Origin of the sequence: Neobacillus rhizosphaerae (assembly GCF_050477885.1) — a bacterium.
GTDB lineage: Bacteria > Bacillota > Bacilli > Bacillales > Cytobacillaceae > Neobacillus > Neobacillus rhizosphaerae_A.
The window spans coordinates 46,884-73,502 of the sequence record NZ_JBCNAC010000110.1 but is presented as its reverse complement, the minus strand read 5'-3'; the positions used below and the strand labels follow the sequence as shown (position 1 = coordinate 73,502).

The following is a 26,619-nucleotide window of genomic DNA, read 5'->3' as shown; positions in this document are numbered from 1 at the left end:
CTAAACTCCTAACGAATGGTCTGTAAAATAATTCTCGATTTGTCTTCTCATATCCTCTTTATTCTCACGGAATTGTCTGTGCCGATGGCCGTTACTCCCTGAAGGATGAGGGAATCCCTTCAGAATATGTTCTTCATTATAATAAAAGGTAAGAACTTTACTTACATTCACACCTAGAGGAATAATGAATGGATTTTCAATTTTTGAGATATCTTTCATAAAATAATTTTTTATATATGCCAATAGCATGTCAGTTTTTAAAATATTGGGCCGTGAACCGTTAAAATTTTGATGATCGTAAAATACAGCATATGGAAGGATGGAGGTAGTGTAAACAAGATGACTGGCTTCACCAAAAAGTTGACTTGAAGATGAAATGCCTAGATATCTCGGCAATTCAAGTTCATCAAGCATGGCAATAAGGTTGTTTCTCATTGAACCCTCAAAGCTGGCACTTTTTTTTACCTGATGAAGTAGTTCCTCGTCACTTAAATGTCTATTCTCAATAACAGTTGTATAAGCTTTTTTCATCTGATGGAGTCCAGGTGTGATGCCTGCTATAACCACCTTTGCGTGCTCATTTATATAATCAAAAGGAGTGTAATAGACTTCTAATTTTTTCTGTACATCCTTTTCTAATAAAAAAGTTGAATTTAGCAGGTCATGATCGGATAACGGCAATTGTAGAGAAAATATTTTCTCTTTATATAAATGAAATTTTGCTCCTGTCACAATTCCCATTGAACTTTCCTCCCCGTTCTAAAAAATAAGGCAAATGACCTTATTGTAATATACCCAAGCCACCTTTTAAATAATAGAAACACGGGTAAACTTGCAGGTAAAGGTAATTCACCTTGCCCCACTTGTCATATTATAGCCCTCAAAGTTTTCTCGTACTTTCTTCCTATTTTGACAATAAGCAGGTTTATTAGACAAAAACCTGGGTATTCCTCCTAGTGTAATCGGGTTGTTTTTTTATAAAAAAACAAAAACATCTAAGGAGGCATCGTCTAATGACAAAAAAAATTGGTAGTTTTTTATTTGTAGTAATCCTCATTTTATCAACGATCCTATCAGGCTGTTCAAGTAAAACGGAAGCGGCTGACACAAAAGGGAAGGTAGTGGTTAACTTTTGGACCTTTTGGGGCTCAGAAACAAGAAGACCGGTCATTGAAAAAATCGTCAATGATTTTAATCAATCGCAAGATCGAATTATTGTGAAACATACATTCATACCTTGGGGAGATATTTGGACTAAAAATCTTGCCGCAGTCGCAGCAGGAAATCCTGCAGATGTTGTCATTAATGATATTAATAGTGTGGCCCAGCGCGCAGAAAACAATCAAGCAGAAGATTTATCAAAGTACATAAAAGCAGATACCTTCAAAAAGCAATTCTACCCGAATTTATGGGATACCGTTTTATATAAAGGGAAGCCGTACGCCGTTCCGTTTACCACGGATACTAGATTGCTTTTCTATAATAAGGATGCTTTCAAAGAGGCTGGATTAGACCCTAATAAACCGCCTCAAACTTGGAAAGAGCTAGAGGAATATGCCCAGAAGCTGGATATAAAGCAAGACGGCCAATTTACAAGAATCGGATTTTATCCTTTGTTTGGCGGCTTTGGTGCACCAAGTTGGCTGAAAAATGCTGATAACGGAAATGGCTACATTGAAAATGGACAGTTAAAAATTAATACCCCTAATAAAGTAAAAGCACTACAAATGCTGGCAGATTGGCAAAAACATTACGGGGATAAGACGATTCAAAATTATCAGTCTGAATTTAGTAATGGTCAAGCAAATCCGTTCATTGCTGGAAAGGTCGCTATGTACACAGATGTAGCTACTTTCTACACCCAATTACGTGACTCAGGTTCAAAGATGAACTTTGGTGTAGCACCCATCCCTTCTTTTGATGAGAAAAGTAAGCATTGGAGTGATGGCGGCGGGTTTGTCGCTGAGGTTCCCAAAGGTGCCAAACATCCGAAAGAAGCAGTGGAATTTATTAAATATTTGACGGGTGCAAAAGCACAAAAATATTGGGCTGAAAAGAATTATGATAATGTCGCAAATGTCAAGGGTGCAGAAGGTGCTCTGAAGGATTTAACGGGTGACTCCAAAACCGTCTATCAAGAAGCGGTTAACGCGTTAAAATACACGACGATGTCTCCAGTTCCCATTCATTATCCTGATTATCAAAACCGGATTAATCCGTTAGTAGAAGCTGCGATTCTAGGTGGAAATACACCTTCAAAAGCCTTGGAAAAGGCCGAAAAAGAAGTAGAAAAAATGAAAAAATAGTAGGTGAGTAGAGAAGCCATCGTGCTTCTCTTCCTTTTATAAGAAAGGGGTGCTAAAGCAACAATGAAGCAAATTGATACAACACTATCAAATATTGAATTTACCCAGAAGGCTTCCAAAGCCGCGATTCTCCCCACTGCTTCCCGAGTAATGTGGAAAAGAAACATTACGGGATATGTATTTATTTTTCCCTGGCTTGTTGGGTTTGTCGGTTTAACAGCAGGGCCCTTGTTATTCGCTCTATTTGCCAGCTTTACAGATTACAATATTACCTCAAAGATGAATTTTATCGGTTTGGATAATTACAAGAAGATGTTCACCCTTGATGATATGTTTTGGACTTCCCTGTGGAATACGTTCTATTATGTTATTTTTTCTGTTCCTTTAACTACAGCAGGGGCGATTTTTGCTGCGGTTTTAATGAATCAAAAAATAAAAGGAATAAAAGTTTTTCGTACCATTTTTTATCTTCCTGCTATCTTGTCGGGTGTAGCCGTATATTTTTTATGGATGCAACTATTAAGCCCGTCTACGGGACTAGTTAACCAATTCTTACATATGTTTGGAATCGAAGGTCCTAACTGGCTATTCGATCCAACGTGGACAAAACCGGCACTAATTTTGATGAAAATGTGGAGTGTCGGTGGCGGGATGTTATTATATCTTGGCAGAATGCAGGGTATTTCACCCTCCTTGTATGAATCAGCTGAATTAGATGGGGCCAACAGTTTTCAAAAGTTCTTCCATATCACCCTTCCATTGATTACGCCCATTATTTTCTTTGATGTGATTACCAGTACAATTGGATCCTTTCAAATTTTCCAGGAAGCTTATGTGATGACTCAAAATGGTACAGGCGGTCCGGCCAATTCTATGCTTTTCTATAATCTTCACATGTGGAACAATGCGTTTAAGTCATTTGATATGGGATATGCATCTGCTATGGCTTGGTTCCTATTTATAATCATTATGGCGTTAACCGTAATTAATTTAAAAGTAGGAAAGAAGTGGGTTTACTATGAGGGAGGGGATGGAAAATGAGGGCTTCAAGAGAATTAAAATTTCATCATAAGAAGGAATGGAAGATTAAGAATTTGGTTGTATTCCTCATTCTACTAGTAGGCAGCTTGGTGTTATTGACACCACTTTTGTGGATGATTTCCACTTCCTTAAAATCAACGCAGGAGATTTTGCAGTTTCCACCCTCTCTATTTCCGAATCATTTCCGTTTTTCCAATTATATTGATGCATGGAAAACGGGGGATTTTACAAGATGGAGTATGAACACCCTACTAATTGCTGTTACCAGCACAGTAGGGAATGTTTTGATCAACTCTTTTGTTGCTTACGGGTTTGCAAAAGTTCGTTTTAAAGGAAGGGATGCGCTTTTTGTTCTTGTTCTTTCGACCATGATCATTCCTGGTTTCGTAACCTTGATACCTCAATACATACTTTTTTCAAAATTAGGATGGGTCAATACGTATCTACCGTTAATTGTACCGGCTTTTTTAGGAAGTGCTTTTAATATTTTTCTGATACGGCAATTTATGATGACCGTACCGAATGAAATCATTGAAGCAGCATTTATGGACGGTGCAAGCCATTTTCGTATTTGGTGGTCGATTGTTATGCCGCTTGTGAAACCTGCGTTACTCACAGTTGCGATTTTTTCCTTTACAGGAGCATGGAATGACCTGTTAACACCGTTGTTGTATCTTAGCGATGAAAAGCTTTATACATTGCAGCTGGGCCTTCAAACTTTTAAAGGTAGTGTGCAAACCCAATGGAATTATTTGATGGCCATGTCAGTTATGGTTCTGATTCCTATTATTCTTATATTCTTTTTGTTCCAGAACTACTTTATTAAAGGATCCAATCTATCTGCAGGGATGAAGGAGTAAATCTTGGTAAATGCCCTTCTTTGAAAACAATAAAATAAACACTAAAACCGCCAAAAAATAGATTTTGGTGGTTTTATTATTTGTAAAAGAGGATTAAAAAAATGATAAACTTATGTCATAATAGATATTTACTATATTTTTAAATAGAGTAAGAAAGGTAATTTGGGAGGAAGAAAAATTGACTGTTACTACAGCAAAAGAAATGCTAGTTAAAATAGATAATTTAGATGAAAAAGGTTCAGGACAAGCGGTTCAGTGGCTTGAGAATGAATTGGGAAATCAACGGAAGTTAAAGCTGACCATCCCTCAAACTCTTCCTGGAGAAAAGGTCCGTGTCATCGTTGACCAGCCGGATCGAAGACGAAGAAAAGCTATGCCGGAAGAAATTCTAGAGGCGAATCCAGAAAGAACAGCAGCGCCGTGTCCACATTTTGAAAGATGTGGTGGGTGTGTATGGCAGCATTGGGATTATAGTGGCCAGCTAAAGCAAAAGACACTTCATGTAAAGCAGGCAATTGAAGCTCAAGGCTTTAATCCGGACCTCGTCCAAGACACGATTGGTATGGACGAACCTTGGCATTATCGAAATAAAATGGAATTTACGTTTGCTCCTGATGGGTCACTTGGGCTGCATGAACAAGGGAACTTCCGAAAAATCATTTCACTCGAATCATGTTTGATTGCGGGTAAGGAAATGGTTGAAGCTGCGATGGAAGTAGCAGCATGGGTAAGGGACCACCAATTAACAGGATATAACAAAGACTTACATGATGGCTTATTGCGACATTTAATGGTGAGACAGTCTTTTGCTACAGGTGAAATCATGCTGGCGCTATTTGCAACGGAAGGACCTGTCGAGCATTTAGAGGATGCCTCTGCCGATTTAACAAAGAGAATCGGACAAAAGTTCCCTCAGGTTAAAAGCTTCTTATGGCTTGAAAATACAGACTGGGCCGACCGCACGCAATCAGAAAAAAGTCATGTATTAGCTGGACGTGATTTTATATACGATGAAATGGATGGCTATCGTTTCCGTCTATGGTTTGATACGTTCTTCCAAACGAATCCAACACAAGCTCAAAAATTGGTGGATTTGGCAATTGAGATGGGTGAACCAAAGAAAACGGAAAAGATGATTGATTTATTCTGTGGGGTAGGTACCTTCTCTCTTCCTTTCGCCAGCAGAGTAGAAAAACTGGCAGGAATTGAAATTGTAGAGAGTTCGATTGAATCGGCAAAACGAAATGCTCTCGATAATGGCCTTACGAACACATACTTCTTAGCCAAAGATGCGAGAAATGGGATAGATGAAGTACTGGAGAGCTTTGGTCATCCGGAGTTATTAGTGATAGACCCTCCTCGCTCGGGTGCAGGTGGTAAAGTAATGAGGAAAATTGGCCGTTCCAAACCAGAAAGAATCGTTTATATATCTTGTAATCCGGATACGTTTGCTACAGATATTAAAGAGCTGGAGCCATTCGGATATGAATTAAAGATTGTACAGCCAGTGGATCTATTCCCGCATACGGTACATGTTGAGTGCTGTTCACTTTTAGTTTTAAGGAAATAATGATGAAGTTGTGTAAAAAAAAGTCTCTCTGCTTGTATAGTGGAGAGACTTTTTTATACGGAATATTAAAGGCTAAGAGGGATTTATGGACCAACTAAATATAAGGCAAAAAAATATGCAGACTGAATATAGGAATCAACCATAAGTTTTATTTTAGCAACAGTTTAAGATACTTCAACACGAAATAGGCTCTTAGATTAGTAACAGAGACCTAAAAGAAAACATAATTTGTTGAAGAGAGTACACAACTAACTAATTATTTCGTTTCACATAACTGCTATTGATCATTTTACTCTCTATTCAAGGTTAATTTAGATCATTAATTACAATGGGGAGGAAAGAATACAAAATGTTTCAAAATGAGCTACAAGGGTTGGGAATCGACCCTTACCAAGTTGGTCAGTTAGTTCCTATGGATTTTCAGAGCCAGGACCTGCAATCGATGGCTAGACGTTGCGGTGGCTGCGGACATTGCGGTGGCTGTGGAGGATTTCGTTGCGGCGGTTGTGGAGGATTTCGTTGTGGAGGCTGTGGAGGCTTCCGTTGTGGTGGTTTTGGCTGTTTTGGCTGCTTCGGTTTCAGCTGTTTCGGCATTGGAATCGGTTTTAGCTGTTTCGGTTTCATTTAATTGCTTTGGCAGTTTGTGCTGTTGTGCACCGATAACATTTCCTAAAGATAAAAATTTATTCTGTAAATCAAAAGTGCCCTTGCGTAATTTGCCCGCAGGGGCACTTCTTAAATTTATGGCGGTGTTAAAGCCATTGTTGATTCTAGCTCAAGCGCATGTGCTAGGAGCTTCCGCTTTTCTTATCATATTGGACAAAAAATCGTACATAAACTGATAGTGCATAATTAGTACGATTATGAATAAGGAGGGGCTGAATGACAAAACTGGACTCGTCCTCACGTCTCAAGGTCAAAAGGGATACTTTCTTTCTACCAGATCCACATGGCGGTGTGTATTTAAGAAACAACTTAAGCTCATTCCGAATGGAAGGTAATACAATCTATCAGTGGATTGAAAAATTGCTTCCAATGTTCAATGGGGAGCATACAATGGGAGAATTAACAATGGGATTAACTACCCCTTATCGGGACAGGGTATACGAAATAGGAGAAACGTTGCACAACAACGGTTTTGTACGCGATCTAAGGAAAGATAAACCCCATCAATTGAATCGAAACCTTCTTGAAAAGTATGCATCACAAATCGAATTTATTGATAATATTATGGGGTCTGGTGCTTACCATTTTCAAGAATACCGTCAGGCGAAAGTTCTGGTTGTTGGCTCTGGCCACTTTCTGGGTTCATTGGTTTCATCGTTAATCGAATCAGGTTTGCCCAAATTAAATGTCTTGGTCACAGATTCTGTTCCTACCAATTGGCAGAGGCAAAATGAACTGGTGCAAAATGCCCGTAAGACCGATTCTGAAGTCGAGATAAAGAATGTACCCTTTCATAAAGAAGCAGGAAGCAGTTTCTGGAGAGAAGCAGTTCAGCCCTATGATTGGATTCTATACGTCTCGCAGGATGGCAATATAAATGAGTTAAGGGATCTTAATCTGGTTTGCAAAGAAGAAAAGAAGGCATTTATGCCAGCCATCTATTTAGACCAGGTGGGGCTTTCTGGTCCATTCGATCAACCGGATACAGATGGATGCTGGGAGTCCGCATGGCGCAGAATCCATCAATCTGCACTAAAAAAAGATCGGCCGCCTCAATCCTTCTCTTCAACAGCGGGATCGATTCTGGCAAATGTTTCAGTATTCGAATTTTTCAAAAGGGCTACCGGGATTGCAGATTCCAATGAGAGTCATCAAATTTACAGGCTTGATCTTGAAACCCTCGAAGGAGACTGGCTTTACTTCATCCCACATCCATTGGGTACGTCTAAATGTGATACTCCAAGACTGGTGGAAGATTTTGATTTACGCCTCAAAGAGGAAACGGACAGAAATGAACCAACGAGTAACCTCTTAGAGTATTTCAGTCGATTAACGTCAGAAGAAATAGGAATTTTCCATACCTGGGAGGAACGAAATTTACCCCAACTTCCAATTGCACAGTGCTACGTTCAAGCAGTTGACCCTTTTTCAGAGGGACCGGCAGAGCTGCTTCCTGAAGTTGTCTGTGCAGGACTAACACATGAGGAAGCAAAAAAAGAGGCAGGGCTAACAGGCATTGAAATGTATGTTTCACAAATGATAAATTTGTCCGTTTTAGGAAACAATCATCAGAAAAATAAGGTAGGTGCGAAAATACCTGAGGGATTTATTGGCATCGGTTCTGGAGAAACAATTGCAGAGGCTGTTTGTAGAGGACTTCAAGTCTATTTAGGTGAAGAATTGAAAAAGAGAAAGGTCAATCAGCAGAGTAGGATTTATCGAATGAAGGTGGGAGCCATAGAGGATAAGAGATGCAGATTTTATTTTAATGCCTTGACTACCTTAAATGGTGCTCCAATAATTGGTATAAAAGAGGATGTACTAGGCTTCCCTGTGGTAGGGGTAAGGTCGAAGGGCCGTTGGTACACTAGCGTAGGTCTAAATACCACATTGTCATTACGTAATGCATTGGAACAAGCGCTTTTGGATGCTCAAAACCAAGTAAATTCCACAGTAAAGCAAGAGATGGAGTCTATTGTTTTTCTGGAAAAAAACGAAAGCAAACTGGATATCCCATCTTGTGATGAAATTAGGTCTCGGGAGCTATTACAATCGTCTATTCAGGTATTGAACCGGAACCGCAATCGGCTAGTAATCTATGACCTTACCTTTGAGCCATTTTTAAAACAAGAGCTGGCAGGGGTGTTTGGTGTTCAGGTAAAAGAGGGGGGATCCTAATGGCTGCTCATATACTTATAGATGGTGAGGGGGTATTAGCGGATTATGTCTATGATCAATTGTCCCCAAACTATCTAGTTTGGCGCCAAAGCATTCTTGAAGAGGTTCCCGAAAATACAGAATTAGTTCTTGTGCTGCATGATACCTGGAAACCATCCGTTCATCAAAAAGCGGAAGAGAGGCTAAGGGCTTTAGCTATTCCATGGTTTCGAGGTTTCGTTTCGTTTGGTGAGGGAATCATTGGTCCATTTGTACGCCCTGGTGTACCGGGATGTTCTCACTGTGCTGACTTACGACTTATGTTAGCTGGACCTGACCGCCAAGAAATGTGGGGGCTTCGGGTGAAAGTGGCAACAGGAGAAGATTTACTGCGTGATCCATGGGCATCACGAACCGGATTATCGCAAATGGCGATCTTAATTAGCAACGAAGTGAAAAAGATTCTTCAAGGAGAACAAAGCAGCTTAGAAGAACGGGTGTTTATTACAAATCTGAAATCGTTAACGATCTCGAACCACTTTTTCTTGCCAAATTCGTTATGCCCTATGTGCAGTCCAATACCTAAAGACACATCTGAATTGGCGCACATTAAGTTAGAGCCAAGTCCTAAATTGAACCCCACTGGTTACCGATGTCGTTCGATGGATGAATTAAAAAACGTGCTAGTCAAAGATTATCTGGATTTTCGCACTGGAATCATGAATGGGAAAATGCAAGATATTAACCTGCCGTTCGCCGATGTTTTAGTGAACATGCCGTTGTTTGATGGGGACGAGGGAGTAGCAGGTAGGACTAATTCTTATGAAATGAGTGAGCTAACTGCCATTTTAGAGGGTTTGGAGAGATATTGCGGAATCGAACCTCGCGGCAAAAGGAAGGTAGTTCGTGATAGTTATTACAATTTAGCGGAAAAAGCACTAAATCCTGCAAAGGTAGGTTTGCATGAGAAGGAACAGTATGCACGGCCCCATTTTCCATTTAAACCATTTCACCCTGATAAACCAATGAATTGGGTTTGGGGATATTCATTTTTACAAGAACGCCCTATTCTGGTTCCGGAGTTACTGGCCTATTACAGTTTGGGATATGGAGAAGGTTTTGTTTATGAGACCTCAAACGGTTGTGCATTAGGAGGAAGTTTAGAGGAGGCCATTTTCCATGGCATTATGGAAGTAGTCGAGCGAGACTCATTCTTATTAACCTGGTATGCACAACTCCCCCTTCCCCGACTTGACCTTAGTTCTGCGAACGACAAAGAATTGCAGCTGATGGTGAGCCGAATTCGTGAAGTGGCTGGTTATGACCTGCATTTTTACAATTCGACGATGGAACATGAGATTCCAAGCGTTTGGGCAGTGGCCAAAAACAGAAGATCCAAGGGAGCAAACCTCATTTGTGCAGCCGCAGCGAATCCTGATCCAGTAAATGCAGTAAAAAGTGCGATTTACGAGCTTGCAGGAATGATGTTTAGGCATGATGAAATCTTGGAGAAAAATCGACCGAAATATGAAGCGATGTTACAGGATCCCTTTGCAGTACGTACTATGGAGGACCATGGCATGCTTTACGGACTAAGAGAAGCAGAGGAGAACTTGAGCTTTCTATTAGATGAAAATCGCCCTTTACGTACATTTGCAGAGGAATTTAAATGCCCACCTGTGACTGCTAATTTGAAGGATGATGTTGAGGATATTCTAAATAGGTTCCGAATGCTAGACTTAGAAGTCATTGTGGTTGACCAAACAACACCAATAACCAAACGAAACGGTTTATTTTGTGTAAAGGTATTGATTCCTGGCATGCTGCCAATGACATTTGGGCATCACCTTACACGTATACAAGGTCTTGAACGGGTACTCAACGTACCTGTGAAACTCGGGTTTAAAAAGCACCCGTTAACATATGAACAGTTGAATCCATATCCCCATCCTTTTCCATAACTGCAAGAGTAGGAGGGTTTCAGGTTGGAACTAGATACATTCCTATACAATCTGCATTTTGACACTGATAAACTTCTTCCGCCGGATTGGCAACCGGATTGGGAAGACGCACCACTTCCCTATAAACTGTACCGTGGCTTACCAGAGATTCCACTTACCGCAGATGTACCGTTAACTCTCAAAGGAAGAGAAGCTAATTCAATACCCAGCTTGGAGGAGATTGGTCATTACTTATGGTATGTATATGGTCTTACTCGATACTCTCAAGCTGCTTTCATTGAAGGCAACGAGGAAAAAGCTGCTGTAAGCTATGCCCAGTTGTTTCGTAGATTTGTTCCCTCTGGCGGAGCGTTGTATCCCAATGAATTATATGTGTACTTAAAATTGGAGGGTGTACCAGAGGGAGTATACCACTACGATGTTGCACACCATCGCCTTTTATTGCTGCGTGAAGGCAACTATGATTCCTACCTATCCAGAAGTCTTGGAAATCGTTATAATCTTTCAGATTGTTTTTGCACTGTTTTTGTATCGACGGTTTTTGGAAAAAATTTTTATAAATACAATAACTTCTCTTACAGGTTACAAGGGTTAGATACAGGCGTGCTAATTGGGCAATCGTTAGAAGTGGCGGGTAGAATGGGGTTCTCAACACGGGTATGTTACCAATTTCTAGATCGTTCTATCAATCATTTGCTTGGGCTATCTGAACAAGATGAAAATGTATATGCTGTGATCCCATTATCTATTTATAATGTCGACCAATTTAATATAGAAAATAATATTTCTATTTCTGCAACGGAATTGTCTCGGGAAGTTCCATTGCTCAAGCATGTAACATATAACCGTTCAAAGAGAGTCATTGATTACCCAGAGCTGAAAGAGATCAATAAAGCCTCGATGTTCGAATCAACACATTCATTTGTGAACATAAAACAAGATGATTCTATTAACTATGCATTAGGTACAGAGTTAACCATACTGCCATTTCCGGAGGCCATTTCATACGATCTGGCATCCGTTTGCAGAGAGCGGCACTCTCCAGATATTGATTTTATGATAGGGAAAATCAGTCAAACAAAAGTATCCACGTTGTTACATGAGACTTTTTCATTTTCATATCAAAAAGACCTTTACAATAAACAGGGGAAGCTTGAGACTGGTTTAAATTTGTATGGCACTTTTTATAACGTGGAAGGTGTTCAGGATGGTGCTTATGTCTATGACAAGAATGCTCATGCACTTGGGAGAATAGCTAAGGGTGATTTACGGGAGTATATGCAAAATTGTTTAACAGTGCCTAATGTAAACCTGTTTCAGGTTCCGCTCTGTCTGCATGTTGTTGGAGACAAGGATCACCTCAAAAAGGAACTGGGCTATAGAGGATACAGAATTCAACAGATGGAAGCTGGTATACTCGTGCAAAGGCTGCTCTTGACAGCGTGTGCGCTAGAGATGGGAGGACACCCACTATTAGGATTCGACTCGAACCAAAGTGATGACCTTTACGGAGTCAATTCGAAAGAAAAAACATGCCTCATACAAATCCCTGTAGGTCCATACCGTCCCCGCGTCTGGTTAAAAGGAAGTTTGCATAGCTAGGATAGTCAGGAGAAAAAGCGAAGTAGGGCGTTAAACTAGTTGGCCCTCCTATTAAAAGAAGGCAACTGACAGTTTGGTCGTTGCCTTCTTTGTGTATATTAGATCATTATGAACTTGCTGTTGGTGTAGAAAATTCCGCAGCACTCTTCAAATCTTTATCAGAGATTTTTATATCTGCCTTTTTAAACTCGTCTTTTAATACTTTGAGAATCATATCCTGCGTTACCTTCGAGTCTTTCAATTGATCCGTGAGAGTATCTTTCATCTTATCAAATGGTTGTTTTTCTTTTATTCCTGTCACTTGAATGATGTGATAGCCAAATTGCGTTTTGACTGGAGCGCTGATTTCGTTTTGTTTTAAGGCAAAAGCTGCTTTTTCGAAATCTGGATCCATTATACCAGAGCCAAACCATCCGAGATCTCCACCTTTTTTAGCACTCTCGGTATCTGTGGAAGATTGTTTCGCTAAAGCCTCAAACTTTTCACCTTTTTTAAGTTTGGCTTCAATCTCATTTGCTGTTTTTTCATCGGCAACTAAAATATGACGAGCTTGAATATCTGGCTTATAGGCGGCGTAGGCATCTTGCAAATCTTTATCTGTCACCTTGACCGTTTTATGCACCGCTTTTTTCTCTAACAGATTTAGTTTTACACTTTTTCGGAAGTCATCCTCGCTTTTATAACCATATTGCTGTAGGGTGGTGAGAAATTGATCACCTAGTTGCTTCTTTGATTTTTGTACTTCTGTATCGATTTCTGATTTTGAAACACTATATTCCTTTGAAAGGACTTTTTCCACAAGAAGTTGTTGAAGTGTTTGGGCTCCATACTTGGTTTTCATAGCCTGATAAAGTTCATCCTGTGTGATGTTTCCTGCATCGGACTTTACTAATGAACTACCACTACTACTACATGCAGACAATCCTAATGCACTTATAATAAGTCCTGAAAGAATCAATTTTTTCATTTTTACACTCCTAAAAATAATATTCTACCGAAGGTAAAAACTATAATACATAATGATTATGAATAAACAATGAACAAGCTATGAATAAACACTAAACAAAACAAATTCCAATTTTTCTCAATAACATCTAAGAGGATTAAACTTTTACATAGGAAAAATCATTAAAATATAATGGAGGCATAAAAATGGAGGAATTTAATAAAGAAATCGTTCCTATATCTCAGGGATTTTTTGAAAAGCCCACTCTTGAACTGGCAAAGGCTTTGCTAGGGTGCCTTCTTGTAAAAGAAACGAATGAAGGAATGGCGGCAGGATATATTGTTGAAACAGAGGCTTACATCGGTCCAAGTGACAGGGCAGCACACAGCTATCAAAACAGGAGGACAGCAAGAACAGAGGTCATGTTTCAACGTTCCGGCCTTGCCTACATTTATATGATGCATACACACTGCCTATTCAATGTGACCAGCGGTGGTGAGGGAAAACCTGAAGCCGTTTTGATTCGCGCCGTGGAACCTTGGTACGGCGTTGGGCTAATGAAAAGTAGAAGAGGAATGGAAGAACTGACGAGTTTAACCAATGGACCTGGCAAACTGACGAAATCATTGGGGATTACGAAAGAGGACTATGGCCGTCCACTTACAGCTCTTCCCTTATATATTGCCAAGGGTTTTTGTCCCGAAAGCATATCAGTCGGAAAAAGGATTGGAATTGACAACGCGGGTGAAGCGCGTGACTTTCCATGGCGCTTTTGGGTTACTAATAATAAATATGTTTCAAGGCATCAAAAGTCAGAATATGTACTTCTAAAACAACAAGATAGCGATTAATTAGACAAGCTAATTGCACATAAATACCTAATACATGCCCAAAATAAAAAGATGAAGGAGAACGAGGGTACCCTTAAGATAAATGAAGCTGCACAACTTTGGAGGGAATAGTATGAGTCGATTGGATAGACTCAGAATGGGGAAAGTGGAAACCAGCCATTTTCAACAGTTTAATGAGTTATTGCGATATGTATTCCAAGTTACGAAAAAAGACCTACAAATGGTTGGATGGGAGGAACGAGAAATCGCATTAGCTAAACTTCCAGTTTTGGAAAAGGCTGACGTATTGGGGTGGTTTGATGGTGAAAAGCTGATTTCGCAACTAGCAGTATATCCATTTCAAGTGAATATTTTTGGGAGAACATTTGAGATGGGAGGGCTGACAGGTGTTGGTACCTATCCCGAATATGCCAATTTGGGACTCATGAATAATTTGATGAGGCAGGCACTTGCAGATATGCAGCAAAGAAAGCAATCCATTTCTTATTTATTTCCTTATTCGATTCCTTTTTATCGGAGAAAAGGATGGGAGATTATTTCAGATAAGATGACCTTTGAAATCAGAGACAATCAATTGCCAAAGGTGAAAAAGGTTACTGGTTATGTGGAGAGATTAAATACAGAGCATCCAGACATTCGTACGGTTTACAGGAATTTTTCTAGTATGCGTCATGCCGCTATGATTCGAAATGAATTGGCTTGGGATGAATACTGGAGATGGGATTTGGATGATCTAACGGCAGCTGTTTATTATGATCGCTCGCACCAACCACAGGGTTACCTACTATATTGGATTTCGAAAGATGTGCTACATGTAAAAGAAATGGTATATATTCATCAAGAGGCGAGAAACGGGCTCTGGAATTTTATAAGTGCTCATTTTTCAATGGTGTCAAAAGTTGAAGGAAACACCTTTACGAATGACCCATTAGCCTTTTGGCTGGAGGATGGGGATATCAAAGAAACAATTACTCCTTATTACATGGCGCGTATTGTGGATGTTAAACAATTTATTTCTCAATATCCTTTTAGGGCAGTGAGTACAGACCTCCGATTGACGTTTATGCTTAATGATCCAATTTTGGAATGGAATCAGGGGATATTTACACTTCATGTAACTGACAAAGGTCAAGGAAAGCTAACCGAAAGTGAAGGTTCACCTGATTTTTCATTGGACATTCGGACACTTACAACCATGTTGCTTGGTTACAAGAGGCCGTCTTATTTGGCTGTTATTGGTCGGCTTGCAGGTAATCAACAAACAGTTGAAATATTAGAAAATTTAATTGAAAGACAAATACCTTATTTTTCGGATTATTTTTAGAAAAACGCATTATTTGGAAGGATATGGATATAAAACTAAGAATGGCAGTGATATCTTCCTGTGAGCGGATGACATTCCCTATTACAGCAAATTACAACGTTTTTTCGACTTTGTGTTCCCTAGAATTCGGTGATAAGATAAAAACTACGTTAAAGAACAATTCGCCAAGTAAAAAGAACTGAAAGGAATGATTGGGTATTAATCATTTACAATTAAGTTATACGAGCGAAATGGAAAAAGCGATGCGTAGTGCTCATGGTGTAGGATATGAAGAATACAGAAGACATCATTCAGTGAGAATGAAAGTCGAAAAACGCCGTAAAAAGGATTATTTACAGTGTTGTAGAATGGTTGCAGAATTAGATAGACTTATTCATTTTAATAATCGATTAAAGATATAATTTAGGGTAAAAGATCATTTCAAAAAAAATGCACCTCTCAATCAAAGAGGGTGTATTTTTTTGTATTTTAATCTTAAATGGGGATTTTTTTAAAAAGTATTATAAACATTTGCACAATCCTCTGCTTTAGGTTGATAGAAACAGTGATTTTTGAGCTTCCCTACAAAAGGTTGATTATACCAAGTTGAAGGGCAATCACCTGGTGGCTTAAAATACCACAAACTAAATTTCGCTGGCCAAAACCTCTCTCCGTCAACTGCACGACGAGCTAAACGTTTTTCTCGTTCTCTAGCTCTTTGATAAAAATAGCCATGTTGAACAGCTTCGAAGGCATGAGGCTGATAAATCATTTGTGGAATCGTTCGAAGTCCTTTAAAGTCTGAACAATTTGCTCGTATTCGATTAATCCCAACATTCCCAACAAGCTGCATACCCCTTTCTCCTTCTCCTTCAGCTTCTGCTCGAAGTAACCTCGCTAAAAGATCTATATCCGAACTTCTCGCTTTTACAACCGGCATTGCGTTTCACCCCATTTTTTAAATGCCCACTCTACTGTGGCTTGCATAGCATCCTTTTAGACACACTATGAATAGGTAGAATTTTCGTGCATGTCTCAAAATAATAGAATAATAAAATATAGAGTGGATGAAAAGCCTGAATTATTTGATATAAATTAAAAATTATTTTGGGGGATGATACAAATATGGACAATTCAGTTATTTCCTCACAGAAATAATTATGAAAACATAAGATGGTACAGTAACGGAAAGAGAAAGGAAAAGGGGGAAATGAAGTGCCATCGGTTATTAATTTAGGAATTATGAATATAAATTCCCCTCAAACAAGTTCTGCAGTTTTTGTCGGTGAATCTGTAGTTACTGGAATGGATGCAAACAGAAAGTATAATTTAGGGTTTGGGGGTATTTATGGTTATCTTAATGTAATATCAGGGAATATATCAAATAATGCAGATAGCTTTGAGTTTATGGATGGGGTTATCTTTGACCAAGATTACAAACCAAGTGTTGGTGGAAACTTTTAGGGAGAAGATTTGTGTCATATCTGAATCTTGTTTGAAAATAAAACAACAAACCCTTTTCAAACTTGGGTTTGTTGTTTACTTTTGCCCATTGCATTATATTTTTCTTCTTGTCTTTTTTTCTTCTCCATTTTATTTCTTTTTTTTAAGTCATGTTCGTAATTTGTTAACCAAGAACGAGTATGGTCAAAGTTGTTTCGATCACCATGAATATTGCCTAAGCCTTGGTTATGTTTTTTGCTGTTTTTAAAGTCCTCAATAAAGTTGTTCCCAATACTAAAGCAAGAAGCTCCTTCGATACTACCGATTCTTATCGTACCGATGTGAAAGGTGGGCGATAAAATTGGACTAGACATTAATTATTCACCATCCCGTTTAACTTTGTTCTTTACCCAGTGATTATTACTTAGTTTATTTTCATTTCCAGACAAGGATCCAACACCCTCGTTTATAATCCTTATGTTTCGGAAATTTTTATGTGTGTTTTTTTTACCAATGAAAATACCGGAAGAGGTTTTAATGTTTGCTACTGATATATCCCCGAATGTAATTTCGATCATTTGCAATTTCTCCTTTCCTTTCAAAATTAGTGTATTCAAGAAGTGGGCGATTGACACGAATATTCATAGGTCGCTAGGGGAATGTCACCATACTATTTTTCCAAACATAAGGTACATTGATTGATGAGAATTTCGGTTTAAATAAATATATAAAATGTGGTGGATAGAAAATGTTAAAATCTTCACAATTTAATTTTATAGGGGATATTAAGGTTCAGACCATGCAAAGACAGTCTGGTATCTTTATAGGGGAAAGTAATAATGCAATCGGTTGGAGTGCACACGGAAAAGATAATAGTGTGATTGGAAGTATAAGCGGTCAATCTAATCTTCTTTTTAACAATATTTCTATTTTAAGTGATCCTGATTTTATTGATACACCTATTGATGATCGTGATATTAATATTTCTTTTGAGAATGGTTGTGATGAAAATCATACTTCTAACCTCTCACTCAATAATTTACAGGTCAATGCGATGTCAGATAGTACAGTATTTGTAGGGGAAGGTCATGTAACTGGGATGGACGCCAATGAAAAGGTAAATTATTCTCAAGGCCACATTTACGGAAACAAAAATAGGTTATTAAATAATCTAAATATTAATAATGACCAAGATCAGATTGATGCAATTATTGAGGATCAAGACATTAAAATTGCTCATATTGAAAAGAAATAACCATTCTATTTAGAATTTATTTCGAAAACGATACCCCTTTGAAGTTTTTTCCATCCTTTCTTGATTAGGTGGGATCGTTTCAGACATAGCTTCGCTTTTAGCCTTCTTCTTATTTATATTTAGGTCAATTCCTGTGGCACAATCCTTTTTACTCGTAATATTATTTCCAATAATTAATTTTCCACTTAACTCGTCAATATCAATATTGTCTAATCGGAAGACAATGTTTTCTAGATAATCAATTTGTACATGTTCAAAGTGAAAATTTTTCCCTCCATTGTTATCCTTTTGTTGTTTTTCCAGAAGCTCAATAATTTGATCTAATTTTGAAACTATAAGAGAGTTTATATTATTTTCTTTCTGTTTTTTTCTAAAAGAAAAATATTTAAACATAAACTCCCCCCTTGGTGGATGATGATTTGTTCCTTTAATAACTTTATGCAGAAAAACAGGACTTATTAATAAAAGGATAAGGAAGGTATTTTTACTAGCTGACAGATTTATTTTTATTATTTAGATAGTAAAGAGGAAGGAAATTACAGGAGTTTTGTCGAATATTGGAAATCAAAATAATAATTTTAGAGGGATGAAATGAGCAAAGAAATTGAATATATTGGTAAGAAGATTAAAAAATTATCTAGTGGGATATTCAAGATTCCGAACTCTTCGATTGATGAGAAGTATGGATATAGTATTCTACAAAAACAACTGGTCTCGAACCAAACTTCAGAAGTAACCTTATTTATATATGTAGGAGAGTTATTTATTAACAGTAGTGATAGGAATAAAAATACCCTTATTACGTTTGTAGAAGATTTCGGGCGGAAATTAATCCATTCCCGGGTTTCCCTTGAAAAATCTATCAATTTTGTTTATCTAACCCGTTGCTCAATTATGGACTTGCTAGAACAGGAATTTCGAGAAAAAGGCATATCTATAGATACTTTTTTTGAATCAATTAAAATACTTGAATATTTGTACCAGATTATTTCTAAGACTCTCCTAAATTGCTACAATGAGGAGTTATCATATACCAAATTTGCATTAGATGAGTCCAATCAAGATTTGATAATTACTCTAAGAGAGCTCGCAGATCTGCAGAAAGCACTAAATGAAGCTACCATTTTTTCAATTACCGATCGAGACGATCGAATTTCTTATGTTAATGACAAGTTTTGCGATTTATATAAGTATACAAGGGAAGAACTAATAGGAAAAAAACATGATATTTTCTTTTCTGATTTTCATCCCCCTGCTTTTTTTAATCATATATGGGAGACAATTCAATGTGGAGAGGTTTGGAAAGGGGAAATTCTTAATAAATCGAAGGATGGAACCAAGTACTGGTTGGATACAACAATTGTTCCATTTGTTGATGTAAAGGGAGAAAGGTATCAACATATTTGTATACAGTATGACATTACTGAAAAGAAATCAACGGAAGAAACACTAAGTAAAACCGAGAAGTTATCTATGATTGGTGAATTGGCTGCAGGCATTGCACATGAGATAAGAAATCCATTAACAACCATTCGTGGATTTGTACAACTCCTTACTGAAATTGAAAAAGGACCATACTTTGTCGATACGATTTTAGATGAAATAGAAAGAATAAGTTTTATTGTAAATGAATTTATGATTTTTGCTAAACCTCATTCAGTATATTTCAGTGAATTCGATTTAAAAAATATTTTAAGCAGTGTGATTACCTTTCTTGAGCCCGAAGCATTACTGAAAAATGTACTAATAAAATATGTAGTTCCTTCAGAGGATATCGTTTTTACTGGGGAAAAAAATCAGTTAAAACAGGTTTTCATAAATTTAATCAAAAATTCCATTGAGGCGATGCCCACTGGTGGTAAAATCTATGTTTCCATTGAATCCACTGCTCATAATATTGTAATAAAAATCAAGGATGAAGGGGTGGGAATGGGGGAGGAACAGGTTAAGAGATTGGGAGAACCTTTTTTCACTACAAAACTATATGGAAATGGATTAGGCCTAATGGTCAGCTATAAAATTATTCAGAACCATAAGGGAACGATTAATGTTAAAAGTAAACTACAGCAAGGAACCACTTTTATCATTACATTTAATAAAACACCAAAAAAAGAAGCCTTAAACATTTGATGCTAAGATATATCAAACATTTAAAAATCCTTGAGTAAAGATTTATTTCACTTATATTGCGAGAATACTTGTATATACAGGTTTTGAAGAGTGGTACATAAAAGTGTTTTTGGACCAACAAAAAAAGCAGACCCCAGCCGGTCTGCTTCGTTTTAAGATGGATTTGTCGACCAAAGTCCAGCTGTTTTAACGAAAACTCTTGGATTAAGTTTTAGACTAGCCACAACTAATTCGGCAAGGTCTTCTGGGTGCATAACGTTTTCTTCAGTACCTTTAACCAGATTTGTATCAATGGCTAAATCTGTTACGACCGTACTTGGTGTTAAAGCAGTAACACGGATATTGTGTTTTCTTACTTCAAGCATGAGTGATTCTGTAAGTCCTAAAACAGCGAATTTAGAAGCACTGTAAGCACTTGTAACAGGCGCGCCTTTTTGGCCAGCAGATGAAGATATGTTGATAATATCACCTGATTTTCTTTCAATCATACCAGGCAGTACTACTCTTGTTACATTATACACACCCATCAAATTAACTTGGATGATTTTTTCCCATTCTTCAGGTGTTAAATCAAGGAACCCACCAAATTTTGCAACGCCGGCATTGTTGATTAGGATATCAATTGCTCCTAAGTCTGATTTGATATGTTCAACAGCATGAGTAACGGATTCAAGATCGGTAACATCTGCTGTTGCTGCAGAAACCTTTACATCATATTGTGCTAGTTCAGCTGCTACCTTTTCAAGATTAGACATATTTAAGCCGATTAGTCCTAAATTTACGCCTTCTTTCGCTAACGCAATAGCAGTAGCTCGCCCAATGCCTCTTCCTGCTCCCGTAACTAAGGCAGTTTTTCCATTTAATGATATCATTTTATCACTCCTAAAATAATTACAAATTGAAGTAGTTCATTTTAACAGAAAGACCGTAATTGTGCATGGAAACAGCTTACTGTCATTCTTATTTAGAATTCGAGAAATCACGATATTTATTCTAAATTAGCGTGTTTACCGTACATCTTTTTAGTATCCAAACCTTTTTTCTCCATAAACCGAAGAATTACTGCATCGAAATATAGTAAAAGTGTTTGCTCAAATAATGAGCCCATAGGTTGAATGGTTTTAAAATCACTTTCCGACTGATCTTTAGGTGAGCCAGGTAGCTTAATTGTGATATCCGCTAATTGGGCAATAGTGGACTCAGGAAAAATAGTTACAGTAGCAACAGTCCCACCAATGGCTTTTGCTTTCTCAGCCATGGAAACTAAGCCTTTTGTTTCCCCTGAACCTGATCCAATAATTAAGATATCATCTTTTTCAAAGTTAGGGGTAACTGTTTCACCAATGACAAAGGCATCTATGCCCATATGCATTATTCGCATGGCAAATGATTTTGCCATAAATCCTGATCTACCTGCACCGGCAACAAAGACTTTTTTAGATTCAAGAATTCCTTTTACTAATTTTTCAGCTTCTTCATCTAAAATTAAATCAACGGAGCGACTAAGCTCTTTTATGATTTCAGCTAAATATTGAGTTGTATTCATAATCTGAATTACCCTTGGATCATTTGTTGCATTTTGGCAGCAGCTGCTTTTTTATCAGTTTGTCCAGTAATTCCGCCACCAACAATAACAAGGTCTGGTTGTACTTTAATGACTTCTGCTAGTGTATCTAATTTAATACCACCTGCGATTGCAGTTTTAGCATTTTTTACAATACTTTTAATGGTTTGTAGATCTTCGAACGAGTTCTTTCCAACTGCTTGAAGGTCATAGCCAGTGTGCACACAAATATAATCAACACCCATTGCATCTACTTCTTTTGCGCGTCCAGCAAGATCTTTTACTGCAATCATATCAACTAGGATTTTTTTACCTTGTTTTTTAGCTTCTTCCACTGCACCTTTAATCGACATATCTTCTGCAGTTCCAAGAATTGTGACGATATCTGCACCTGCTTCAGAAGCTTTCATTACTTCATAACCAGCAGCGTCCATAATTTTAAGGTCTGCTAATACTTTTAAATTAGGAAATGCTTCTTTTACTGCTTTTACTGCATGAAGTCCTTCATTAATTACAACCGGTGTACCGATTTCAACGATATCAATGTGCTCCTCTACTTCTTTAACTAATTCAATTGCTTCTGGGATGTTAACTAAATCTAATGCTAATTGTAATTCCATCTATATTCACTCCTAATTATTTTTTATTTGTTATGCAATGATTAAATCTCTAATGCCCAAAATACTATAAGAGCAATATTATCCTATTGGGATAGGAGTGGGCGGTTGTTTCATTATGCTGAACAGTTGCAAGTATACAATGTATATAATTTGGTTGGAAGTACGCACTTTTATTTTACATAGTGCTAAAAAGTATACTATGGGATATAATAGTCTTTGAGGTGAATTGATATGTCACGAATGCAAGATAAGATGTTTAACTGTGAAAAAGAATTAACCCTTTCCGTGATCGGTGGAAAATGGAAAATGCTTATATTATGGCATCTTGGAAAAGAGGGGACGAAGCGTTTTGGTGAACTGAAGGCTCTTATGCCAGGGATTACACAAAGAATGCTTGTTAATCAATTGCGGGAACTGGAAGAAGACTTAATAGTAAAACGCGAAGTTTATCCCGTTGTTCCTCCTAAAGTAGAATACTCCCTTACTGAACAAGGAAGAAGCTTGATGCCGATTCTTGATGCGATGTATAAATGGGGGAAGGATTATATGGAAACAGCTGGGTTGAACCCTTTGATACGTCAAGAGGCGAATACGAAATAAAGTTTCAAGTACGAGTGGCCATTCAATTTAGGACCGCTCTTTTTTTATATTTACGTTTGTTACTGCTAATGGATGTTTTTGTGATATCCCAGTTAAAGATCTCGTTGTTGCTTCTACGAGCCCGATTTTTCAAAAACAAGTGCGGAAAGTTCGCGTAGCCGGCGTCTACGAGCCCGATTTTTCAATATCAAAGGCAGAAGGGTCGCATAGCCGGGGTCTATGAGCCCGTTTTTTCAAAAACAAGTGCAGAAAGGTTGCGTATACAGCGCCTATGAGCCCGTTCGTTCAATATCAAAGGCAGAAGGGGCGCGTATACAGCGTCTACGAGCCCGATTTTTCAATATCAAAGGCAGAAGGTTCGCATAGCCAGCGTCTTCGAGCCCGTTCATTCAATATCAAAGTAAGAAAGGTCGCGTAGCCCACTGGTACGAGCCCGTTTTCTCTTTCCAAAGCCAACTTGGGTCACGTAGACTCCAGTCTAACTATTTTTTCTCCAATTCGTATAAAAAGCGTAATAGGAATTTTTACATTTAGTATGAAAAGTAAAAGATAACTTTATCCTAATAAAAATGGTCGATAATCTTTATATTTTTACAGTATACTTTTTTACACTATGTAATGAAAAAGTGCGTACTTGTTCAAATTTTTCATTTCGCTAATAATAGGATTAAATGATGATTACAAATAGAAAGAAGGGGATTATATGCAATTGAGAGTGTCAGCGGTCCAATATCATCTTCATACAATTAGCTCTTTTAAAGAGTTTGCAGATCAGGTGGAGCATTATATTAAAACAGCAGAAGAATTTGAATCTGATTTTATCATTTTCCCTGAATTTTTTACTACACAGCTTATGTCAATTGGCAACGATAAAGGGGAAGCATTAACGATTCAGGAACTACCTGACTATACCGATCAATACCGGTCATTATTTATTGAATTGGCCAAACAATATAAGATGCACATTATAGGTGGAACACACGTGATCCGTAAAGGTGATCGCCTTTATAATGTTGCACATATGTTTTATCCAGATGGAAGAGTGGTAGAACAAGCAAAACTGCATATTACTCCAACAGAAGTCAATGAGTGGAATATGAGTCCAGGTGAAGGCCTTGAGGTATTCGAGACAGAAAAAGGTACCATTGCTATGTTAACTTGTTATGACATTGAATTTCCGGAAATCGTTCGTATGGCAAAGGCGAAAGGGGCAGATGTTATTTTCTGTCCATCATGTACTGACGATCGCCACGGCTTTCACCGTGTTCGTTACACAAGTCATGCAAGAGCCATCGAAAATCAAGTCTATGTAGTCACTACTGGTACGATCGGCTCGCTGCCAACAGTTGATTTCATGCGTGCCAATTTTGGCCAGGCAGTCGTCATCACACCAAATGACATTCCATTCCCGCCAAAAGGGATTTTGGTGGAAGGTGAGATTAATCAGGATATGATCGTTACAGCTGACTTGAATTTAGAGCTATTATATCAAGTCCGTGAAAAAGGATCGGTTACCACTTGGCGTGACCGACGCACAGATCTTTACCCAGATTGGGAAACAAAATAAGCTGATTAATACAATGAAATGGGGGAATCCTCATGTATCGAAAAGAATTTTTCGTTTTCGACAAAGACAAACCTGTTCCAGTTGTCATCCGAAATTATGAAAAGAAGGACTTTCCTGACTTAATTCGTATTCAACAGGAAAGCTTTCCTCCTCCATTTCCTTCTGAATTATGGTGGAACGAAGAGCAACTAAATAATCATGTGACTCTTTTTCCACAAGGAGCTTTATGTATCGAAGTGGATGGTAAAATAGCCGGGTCTATGACTGGACTTCTTGTCGAATTTGATCCTCAACATCCAGAGCATTCGTGGGAAGAAATAACGGATAATGGCTATATTCGGAACCACAATCCTAAAGGGAATACCTTATACGTTGTAGATATAGGTGTCCGACCTGCTTTTCGAAAATTAGGATTAGGCAAGTGGTTGATGTTTTCAATGTATGATGTAGTTGTTCATTTGGGATTGGACAGATTGCTTGGTGGAGGAAGAATGCCAGGGTATCACAAACATGCGAATGAAGTGACACCAGAACAATATATTGATGCCGTGGTAAAAGGAGAGTTGAAGGATCCAGTTATTACTTTTCTCCTCCGTTGTGGCCGTTCCCCTGTAAGGGTAGTAGCAAACTATTTAGAAGATGAAGAATCCTATAATTATGGGACTCTAATGGAATGGAAAAATCCGTTTTTCCATTCAAAATAAAGAAAAGGGGATGATCCAATGGAATATAGTAGAATAACCAATATCAACGATCCGTTATTTAAACAAATGCATCAATTAATGCAAGATGTGTTCCCCCCAGAAGAAGTACTAGAATTTGATCTTTGGAAAGAACCGTTAGAAGATCCAGGTATCCGTGTTTTTGTCGCTGTTCATGAAGGAAAAATAGTGGGCGCTACTGAGTACCGTTATTATGAAGATTTTAATGTAGCAATGACGGATTTTACCATTATTGGCCAAGCAGGCTTGGGCATCGGGCCCTTTTTAGCTAATAAACGACTAGAAGACCTGAATGAATTAGTATCTGCTAATGGTAAGAAATTAATGGGGATGTTTGCTGAAATTTATGATCCCTATCGTGTCGATCATTATGAATTTGGCGGCGTTAAGCCGATGGATCCGTATGTTCGTCGAGAAGTATTGGCTCATCTTGGGTACAAGCGACTTGATTTCCCATATGTTCACCCGTCTTGGAATAATGATGGAGAAGCGGTAACGGGACTTGACCTTTGTTTCCTTCCAATGGATGGAGAAATGAATGAGTTGCAAACAGATTTAATAGTGAAATTTTTGAAGCGTTATTATACCGTTCTATCAAATAAACCAGAATCTTGGTACGCAATGATTCAAAACTTAGAAGCAAAAGAGAAAGTGGCATTATTATATTTTTAATGTATTAAAAAGCTTGCTGATTAAGTCGAAATTTAAACTTAATCAGCAAGCTTTTTTTATGAAACTTTGGGAAGTAATTTTTATGAGTTGACATCCACTTTTTTTTCATTTATTATCATACCCATAGGGGTAATGGTATTATCCTTACAACCATGAAAAAAGTTATTATAAAATGACTGAATAAAAGTCTAAGTATATCTAACCTAGGAGGAATTAAACATGAGTAATAAAATAGCAATTATTGCAAGCAATGGTGGACTATTTGACGCATATAAGGTATTTAATATCGCAACTGCTGCAGCAGCAACAGATCAGGAAGTAGCTGTATTCTTTACATTCGAAGGTCTAAACCTAATTCATAAACAAGCATATCAAGCACTACCTATGCCTGAAGGTAAAGAACACTTTGCAGAGGGATTTGCAAAAGCAAATGTTCCTGCTATACCAGAATTAGTAGCAATGGCCCAGGAGTTAGGGGTTAAATTCATTGGTTGTCAAATGACAATGGATGTAATGGGATTAGAAAAAGAAGCGTTTGTTGACGGTATCGAAGTGGGTGGCGCAGTAACATTCTTAGAATTTGCTAAAGATGCACAAGTAACATTAACCTTCTAATAAAGAAACTATAATAATAGAAAATCTAAGCCTCTTTTGCTAAATGGGAGAAACCATTTAAGTGAAAGAGGCTTTTTTGTATAATGAATTTCTTTTTTTTTTACAAAAATGTGAACAATAAACCTGCTCTGTAACGTCTAATTGATTTAGAGAGTTCCTCATAAACTT

Annotated in this window: 27 protein-coding genes; 18 read left to right on the top strand and 9 right to left on the bottom strand. The window is 37.9% G+C overall.

Going from position 1 to position 26,619, the window contains the following annotated elements:
- Entirely contained in the window at window positions 1-741 is a 741-nt protein-coding gene (locus tag ABES03_RS15305; RefSeq protein ID WP_430118185.1) for a hypothetical protein, read from the bottom strand.
- Window positions 742-1,013: 272 nt separating this feature from the next.
- On the opposite strand from ABES03_RS15305, the gene ABES03_RS15300 reads away from it, so the two are divergent.
- From ABES03_RS15300 to ABES03_RS15265, 8 genes are all read left to right on the top strand, one after another.
- On the top strand, window positions 1,014-2,306 hold the full coding sequence (locus ABES03_RS15300; RefSeq protein WP_430118184.1) for an ABC transporter substrate-binding protein: 1,293 nt from the start codon (window positions 1,014-1,016) through the stop codon (window positions 2,304-2,306).
- 150 nt (window positions 2,307-2,456) lie between these two features.
- Window positions 2,457-3,347, top strand: a complete 891-nt coding sequence (locus tag ABES03_RS15295; protein WP_430118237.1) for a carbohydrate ABC transporter permease — start codon at window positions 2,457-2,459, stop codon at window positions 3,345-3,347.
- Window positions 3,344-4,207 (top strand): carbohydrate ABC transporter permease, encoded by an 864-nt coding sequence (locus ABES03_RS15290; protein WP_430118182.1) that lies wholly within the window; start codon window positions 3,344-3,346, stop codon window positions 4,205-4,207. The genes ABES03_RS15295 and ABES03_RS15290 overlap by 4 nt, the downstream gene beginning before the upstream one ends.
- 202 nt (window positions 4,208-4,409) lie before the next feature.
- Entirely contained in the window at window positions 4,410-5,777 is a 1,368-nt protein-coding gene (rlmD, locus tag ABES03_RS15285) for a 23S rRNA (uracil(1939)-C(5))-methyltransferase RlmD (protein ID WP_430118235.1), read from the top strand.
- 328 nt (window positions 5,778-6,105) lie between these two features.
- Complete coding sequence (locus ABES03_RS15280; RefSeq protein WP_430118180.1) at window positions 6,106-6,405, top strand: heterocycloanthracin/sonorensin family bacteriocin; 300 nt, start codon at window positions 6,106-6,108, stop codon at window positions 6,403-6,405.
- 254 nt (window positions 6,406-6,659) lie between these two features.
- A complete protein-coding gene (locus tag ABES03_RS15275) occupies window positions 6,660-8,621 on the top strand; it encodes a putative thiazole-containing bacteriocin maturation protein (protein WP_430118178.1) in 1,962 nt (653 codons plus the stop codon).
- Window positions 8,621-10,561: a TOMM precursor leader peptide-binding protein gene (locus tag ABES03_RS15270; RefSeq protein ID WP_430118176.1), complete on the top strand. Its 1,941-nt coding sequence runs from the start codon at window positions 8,621-8,623 to the stop codon at window positions 10,559-10,561. Before ABES03_RS15275 ends, ABES03_RS15270 begins: the two co-directional genes overlap by 1 nt.
- Before the next feature lie 24 nt (window positions 10,562-10,585).
- Window positions 10,586-12,163: a SagB family peptide dehydrogenase gene (locus ABES03_RS15265; protein WP_430118174.1), complete on the top strand. Its 1,578-nt coding sequence runs from the start codon at window positions 10,586-10,588 to the stop codon at window positions 12,161-12,163.
- A gap of 106 nt (window positions 12,164-12,269) precedes the next feature.
- Here ABES03_RS15265 and ABES03_RS15260 read toward each other — a convergent pair whose 3' ends face one another.
- The gene (locus ABES03_RS15260; protein ID WP_430118172.1) at window positions 12,270-13,130 is read right to left on the bottom strand and encodes a peptidylprolyl isomerase; all 861 of its coding nucleotides are present in this window, start codon (window positions 13,128-13,130) and stop codon (window positions 12,270-12,272) included.
- A 185-nt stretch (window positions 13,131-13,315) separates the two neighbouring features.
- On the opposite strand from ABES03_RS15260, the gene ABES03_RS15255 reads away from it, so the two are divergent.
- A complete protein-coding gene (locus tag ABES03_RS15255) occupies window positions 13,316-13,960 on the top strand; it encodes a DNA-3-methyladenine glycosylase (RefSeq protein ID WP_430118170.1) in 645 nt (214 codons plus the stop codon).
- Window positions 13,961-14,072: 112 nt separating this feature from the next.
- Window positions 14,073-15,284: a GNAT family N-acetyltransferase gene (locus tag ABES03_RS15250; RefSeq protein ID WP_430118168.1), complete on the top strand. Its 1,212-nt coding sequence runs from the start codon at window positions 14,073-14,075 to the stop codon at window positions 15,282-15,284.
- Between the two features lie 490 nt (window positions 15,285-15,774).
- On the opposite strand, the gene ABES03_RS15245 is transcribed toward ABES03_RS15250, so the two are convergent.
- Entirely contained in the window at window positions 15,775-16,203 is a 429-nt protein-coding gene (locus ABES03_RS15245; protein WP_430118167.1) for a cell wall hydrolase, read from the bottom strand.
- 275 nt (window positions 16,204-16,478) lie between these two features.
- On the opposite strand from ABES03_RS15245, the gene ABES03_RS15240 reads away from it, so the two are divergent.
- The gene (locus tag ABES03_RS15240; RefSeq protein WP_430118166.1) at window positions 16,479-16,727 is read left to right on the top strand and encodes a hypothetical protein; all 249 of its coding nucleotides are present in this window, start codon (window positions 16,479-16,481) and stop codon (window positions 16,725-16,727) included.
- Window positions 16,728-16,783: 56 nt separating this feature from the next.
- On the opposite strand, the gene ABES03_RS15235 is transcribed toward ABES03_RS15240, so the two are convergent.
- Together ABES03_RS15235 and ABES03_RS15230 are read right to left on the bottom strand one after the other, a co-directional pair.
- Window positions 16,784-17,080 carry a hypothetical protein gene (locus ABES03_RS15235; protein WP_430118165.1) on the bottom strand — a complete coding sequence of 99 codons (297 nt, stop codon included), beginning with the start codon at window positions 17,078-17,080 and terminating at the stop codon, window positions 16,784-16,786.
- A gap of 3 nt (window positions 17,081-17,083) precedes the next feature.
- Window positions 17,084-17,284, bottom strand: coding sequence for a hypothetical protein (locus ABES03_RS15230; protein WP_430118164.1), 201 nt, complete (start codon window positions 17,282-17,284; stop codon window positions 17,084-17,086).
- 170 nt (window positions 17,285-17,454) lie between these two features.
- On the opposite strand from ABES03_RS15230, the gene ABES03_RS15225 reads away from it, so the two are divergent.
- Window positions 17,455-17,961 (top strand): hypothetical protein, encoded by a 507-nt coding sequence (locus tag ABES03_RS15225; protein ID WP_430118163.1) that lies wholly within the window; start codon window positions 17,455-17,457, stop codon window positions 17,959-17,961.
- A 9-nt stretch (window positions 17,962-17,970) separates the two neighbouring features.
- Here the strand turns inward: ABES03_RS15225 and ABES03_RS15220 are convergent, their stop codons facing one another.
- Window positions 17,971-18,354 carry a hypothetical protein gene (locus tag ABES03_RS15220; RefSeq protein ID WP_430118162.1) on the bottom strand — a complete coding sequence of 128 codons (384 nt, stop codon included), beginning with the start codon at window positions 18,352-18,354 and terminating at the stop codon, window positions 17,971-17,973.
- A gap of 198 nt (window positions 18,355-18,552) precedes the next feature.
- Between ABES03_RS15220 and ABES03_RS15215 the strand changes: the two genes are divergently transcribed.
- On the top strand, window positions 18,553-20,091 hold the full coding sequence (locus ABES03_RS15215; protein ID WP_430118161.1) for an ATP-binding protein: 1,539 nt from the start codon (window positions 18,553-18,555) through the stop codon (window positions 20,089-20,091).
- 152 nt (window positions 20,092-20,243) lie between these two features.
- Here ABES03_RS15215 and ABES03_RS15210 read toward each other — a convergent pair whose 3' ends face one another.
- The 3 genes from ABES03_RS15210 to hxlA form a co-directional block, all read right to left on the bottom strand.
- Entirely contained in the window at window positions 20,244-20,963 is a 720-nt protein-coding gene (locus ABES03_RS15210) for a 3-ketoacyl-ACP reductase (protein ID WP_430118160.1), read from the bottom strand.
- A gap of 116 nt (window positions 20,964-21,079) precedes the next feature.
- Entirely contained in the window at window positions 21,080-21,637 is a 558-nt protein-coding gene (hxlB, locus tag ABES03_RS15205) for a 6-phospho-3-hexuloisomerase (RefSeq protein WP_430118159.1), read from the bottom strand.
- Between the two features lie 8 nt (window positions 21,638-21,645).
- A complete protein-coding gene (hxlA, locus tag ABES03_RS15200; RefSeq protein ID WP_430118158.1) occupies window positions 21,646-22,275 on the bottom strand; it encodes a 3-hexulose-6-phosphate synthase in 630 nt (209 codons plus the stop codon).
- Window positions 22,276-22,506: 231 nt separating this feature from the next.
- Here hxlA and ABES03_RS15195 point away from each other — a divergent pair, with 231 nt between their 5' ends.
- From ABES03_RS15195 to ABES03_RS15175, 5 genes are all read left to right on the top strand, one after another.
- A complete protein-coding gene (locus tag ABES03_RS15195) occupies window positions 22,507-22,875 on the top strand; it encodes a winged helix-turn-helix transcriptional regulator (protein WP_430118157.1) in 369 nt (122 codons plus the stop codon).
- Between the two features lie 703 nt (window positions 22,876-23,578).
- A complete protein-coding gene (locus ABES03_RS15190) occupies window positions 23,579-24,442 on the top strand; it encodes a carbon-nitrogen hydrolase family protein (protein ID WP_430118156.1) in 864 nt (287 codons plus the stop codon).
- Window positions 24,443-24,474: 32 nt separating this feature from the next.
- Window positions 24,475-25,146: a GNAT family N-acetyltransferase gene (locus ABES03_RS15185; RefSeq protein WP_430118155.1), complete on the top strand. Its 672-nt coding sequence runs from the start codon at window positions 24,475-24,477 to the stop codon at window positions 25,144-25,146.
- Window positions 25,147-25,164: 18 nt separating this feature from the next.
- On the top strand, window positions 25,165-25,836 hold the full coding sequence (locus ABES03_RS15180) for a GNAT family N-acetyltransferase (protein ID WP_430118154.1): 672 nt from the start codon (window positions 25,165-25,167) through the stop codon (window positions 25,834-25,836).
- A 219-nt stretch (window positions 25,837-26,055) separates the two neighbouring features.
- Window positions 26,056-26,451 (top strand): DsrE/DsrF/DrsH-like family protein, encoded by a 396-nt coding sequence (locus ABES03_RS15175; RefSeq protein ID WP_430118153.1) that lies wholly within the window; start codon window positions 26,056-26,058, stop codon window positions 26,449-26,451.
- Window positions 26,452-26,619 lie beyond the last annotated feature (168 nt).

Bases quoted from the DNA above. Each gene is read 5' to 3' on its own strand.
- ABES03_RS15305 (WP_430118185.1), bottom strand. From the start codon at position 741: ATGGGAATTGTGACAGGAGCAAAATTTCATTTATATAAAGAGAAAATA.
- ABES03_RS15300 (WP_430118184.1), top strand. From the start codon at position 1,014: ATGACAAAAAAAATTGGTAGTTTTTTATTTGTAGTAATCCTCATTTTA.
- ABES03_RS15295 (WP_430118237.1), top strand. From the start codon at position 2,457: ATGTGGAAAAGAAACATTACGGGATATGTATTTATTTTTCCCTGGCTT.
- ABES03_RS15290 (WP_430118182.1), top strand. From the start codon at position 3,344: ATGAGGGCTTCAAGAGAATTAAAATTTCATCATAAGAAGGAATGGAAG.
- rlmD (WP_430118235.1), top strand. From the start codon at position 4,410: ATGCTAGTTAAAATAGATAATTTAGATGAAAAAGGTTCAGGACAAGCG.
- ABES03_RS15280 (WP_430118180.1), top strand. From the start codon at position 6,106: ATGGGGAGGAAAGAATACAAAATGTTTCAAAATGAGCTACAAGGGTTG.
- ABES03_RS15275 (WP_430118178.1), top strand. From the start codon at position 6,660: ATGACAAAACTGGACTCGTCCTCACGTCTCAAGGTCAAAAGGGATACT.
- ABES03_RS15270 (WP_430118176.1), top strand. From the start codon at position 8,621: ATGGCTGCTCATATACTTATAGATGGTGAGGGGGTATTAGCGGATTAT.
- ABES03_RS15260 (WP_430118172.1), bottom strand. From the start codon at position 13,130: ATGAAAAAATTGATTCTTTCAGGACTTATTATAAGTGCATTAGGATTG.
- ABES03_RS15255 (WP_430118170.1), top strand. From the start codon at position 13,316: ATGGAGGAATTTAATAAAGAAATCGTTCCTATATCTCAGGGATTTTTT.
- ABES03_RS15250 (WP_430118168.1), top strand. From the start codon at position 14,073: ATGAGTCGATTGGATAGACTCAGAATGGGGAAAGTGGAAACCAGCCAT.
- ABES03_RS15245 (WP_430118167.1), bottom strand. From the start codon at position 16,203: ATGCCGGTTGTAAAAGCGAGAAGTTCGGATATAGATCTTTTAGCGAGG.
- ABES03_RS15235 (WP_430118165.1), bottom strand. From the start codon at position 17,080: ATGTCTAGTCCAATTTTATCGCCCACCTTTCACATCGGTACGATAAGA.
- ABES03_RS15230 (WP_430118164.1), bottom strand. From the start codon at position 17,284: ATGATCGAAATTACATTCGGGGATATATCAGTAGCAAACATTAAAACC.
- ABES03_RS15225 (WP_430118163.1), top strand. From the start codon at position 17,455: ATGTTAAAATCTTCACAATTTAATTTTATAGGGGATATTAAGGTTCAG.
- ABES03_RS15220 (WP_430118162.1), bottom strand. From the start codon at position 18,354: ATGTTTAAATATTTTTCTTTTAGAAAAAAACAGAAAGAAAATAATATA.
- ABES03_RS15215 (WP_430118161.1), top strand. From the start codon at position 18,553: ATGAGCAAAGAAATTGAATATATTGGTAAGAAGATTAAAAAATTATCT.
- ABES03_RS15210 (WP_430118160.1), bottom strand. From the start codon at position 20,963: ATGATATCATTAAATGGAAAAACTGCCTTAGTTACGGGAGCAGGAAGA.
- hxlB (WP_430118159.1), bottom strand. From the start codon at position 21,637: ATGAATACAACTCAATATTTAGCTGAAATCATAAAAGAGCTTAGTCGC.
- hxlA (WP_430118158.1), bottom strand. From the start codon at position 22,275: ATGGAATTACAATTAGCATTAGATTTAGTTAACATCCCAGAAGCAATT.
- ABES03_RS15195 (WP_430118157.1), top strand. From the start codon at position 22,507: ATGTCACGAATGCAAGATAAGATGTTTAACTGTGAAAAAGAATTAACC.
- ABES03_RS15190 (WP_430118156.1), top strand. From the start codon at position 23,579: ATGCAATTGAGAGTGTCAGCGGTCCAATATCATCTTCATACAATTAGC.
- ABES03_RS15185 (WP_430118155.1), top strand. From the start codon at position 24,475: ATGTATCGAAAAGAATTTTTCGTTTTCGACAAAGACAAACCTGTTCCA.
- ABES03_RS15180 (WP_430118154.1), top strand. From the start codon at position 25,165: ATGGAATATAGTAGAATAACCAATATCAACGATCCGTTATTTAAACAA.
- ABES03_RS15175 (WP_430118153.1), top strand. From the start codon at position 26,056: ATGAGTAATAAAATAGCAATTATTGCAAGCAATGGTGGACTATTTGAC.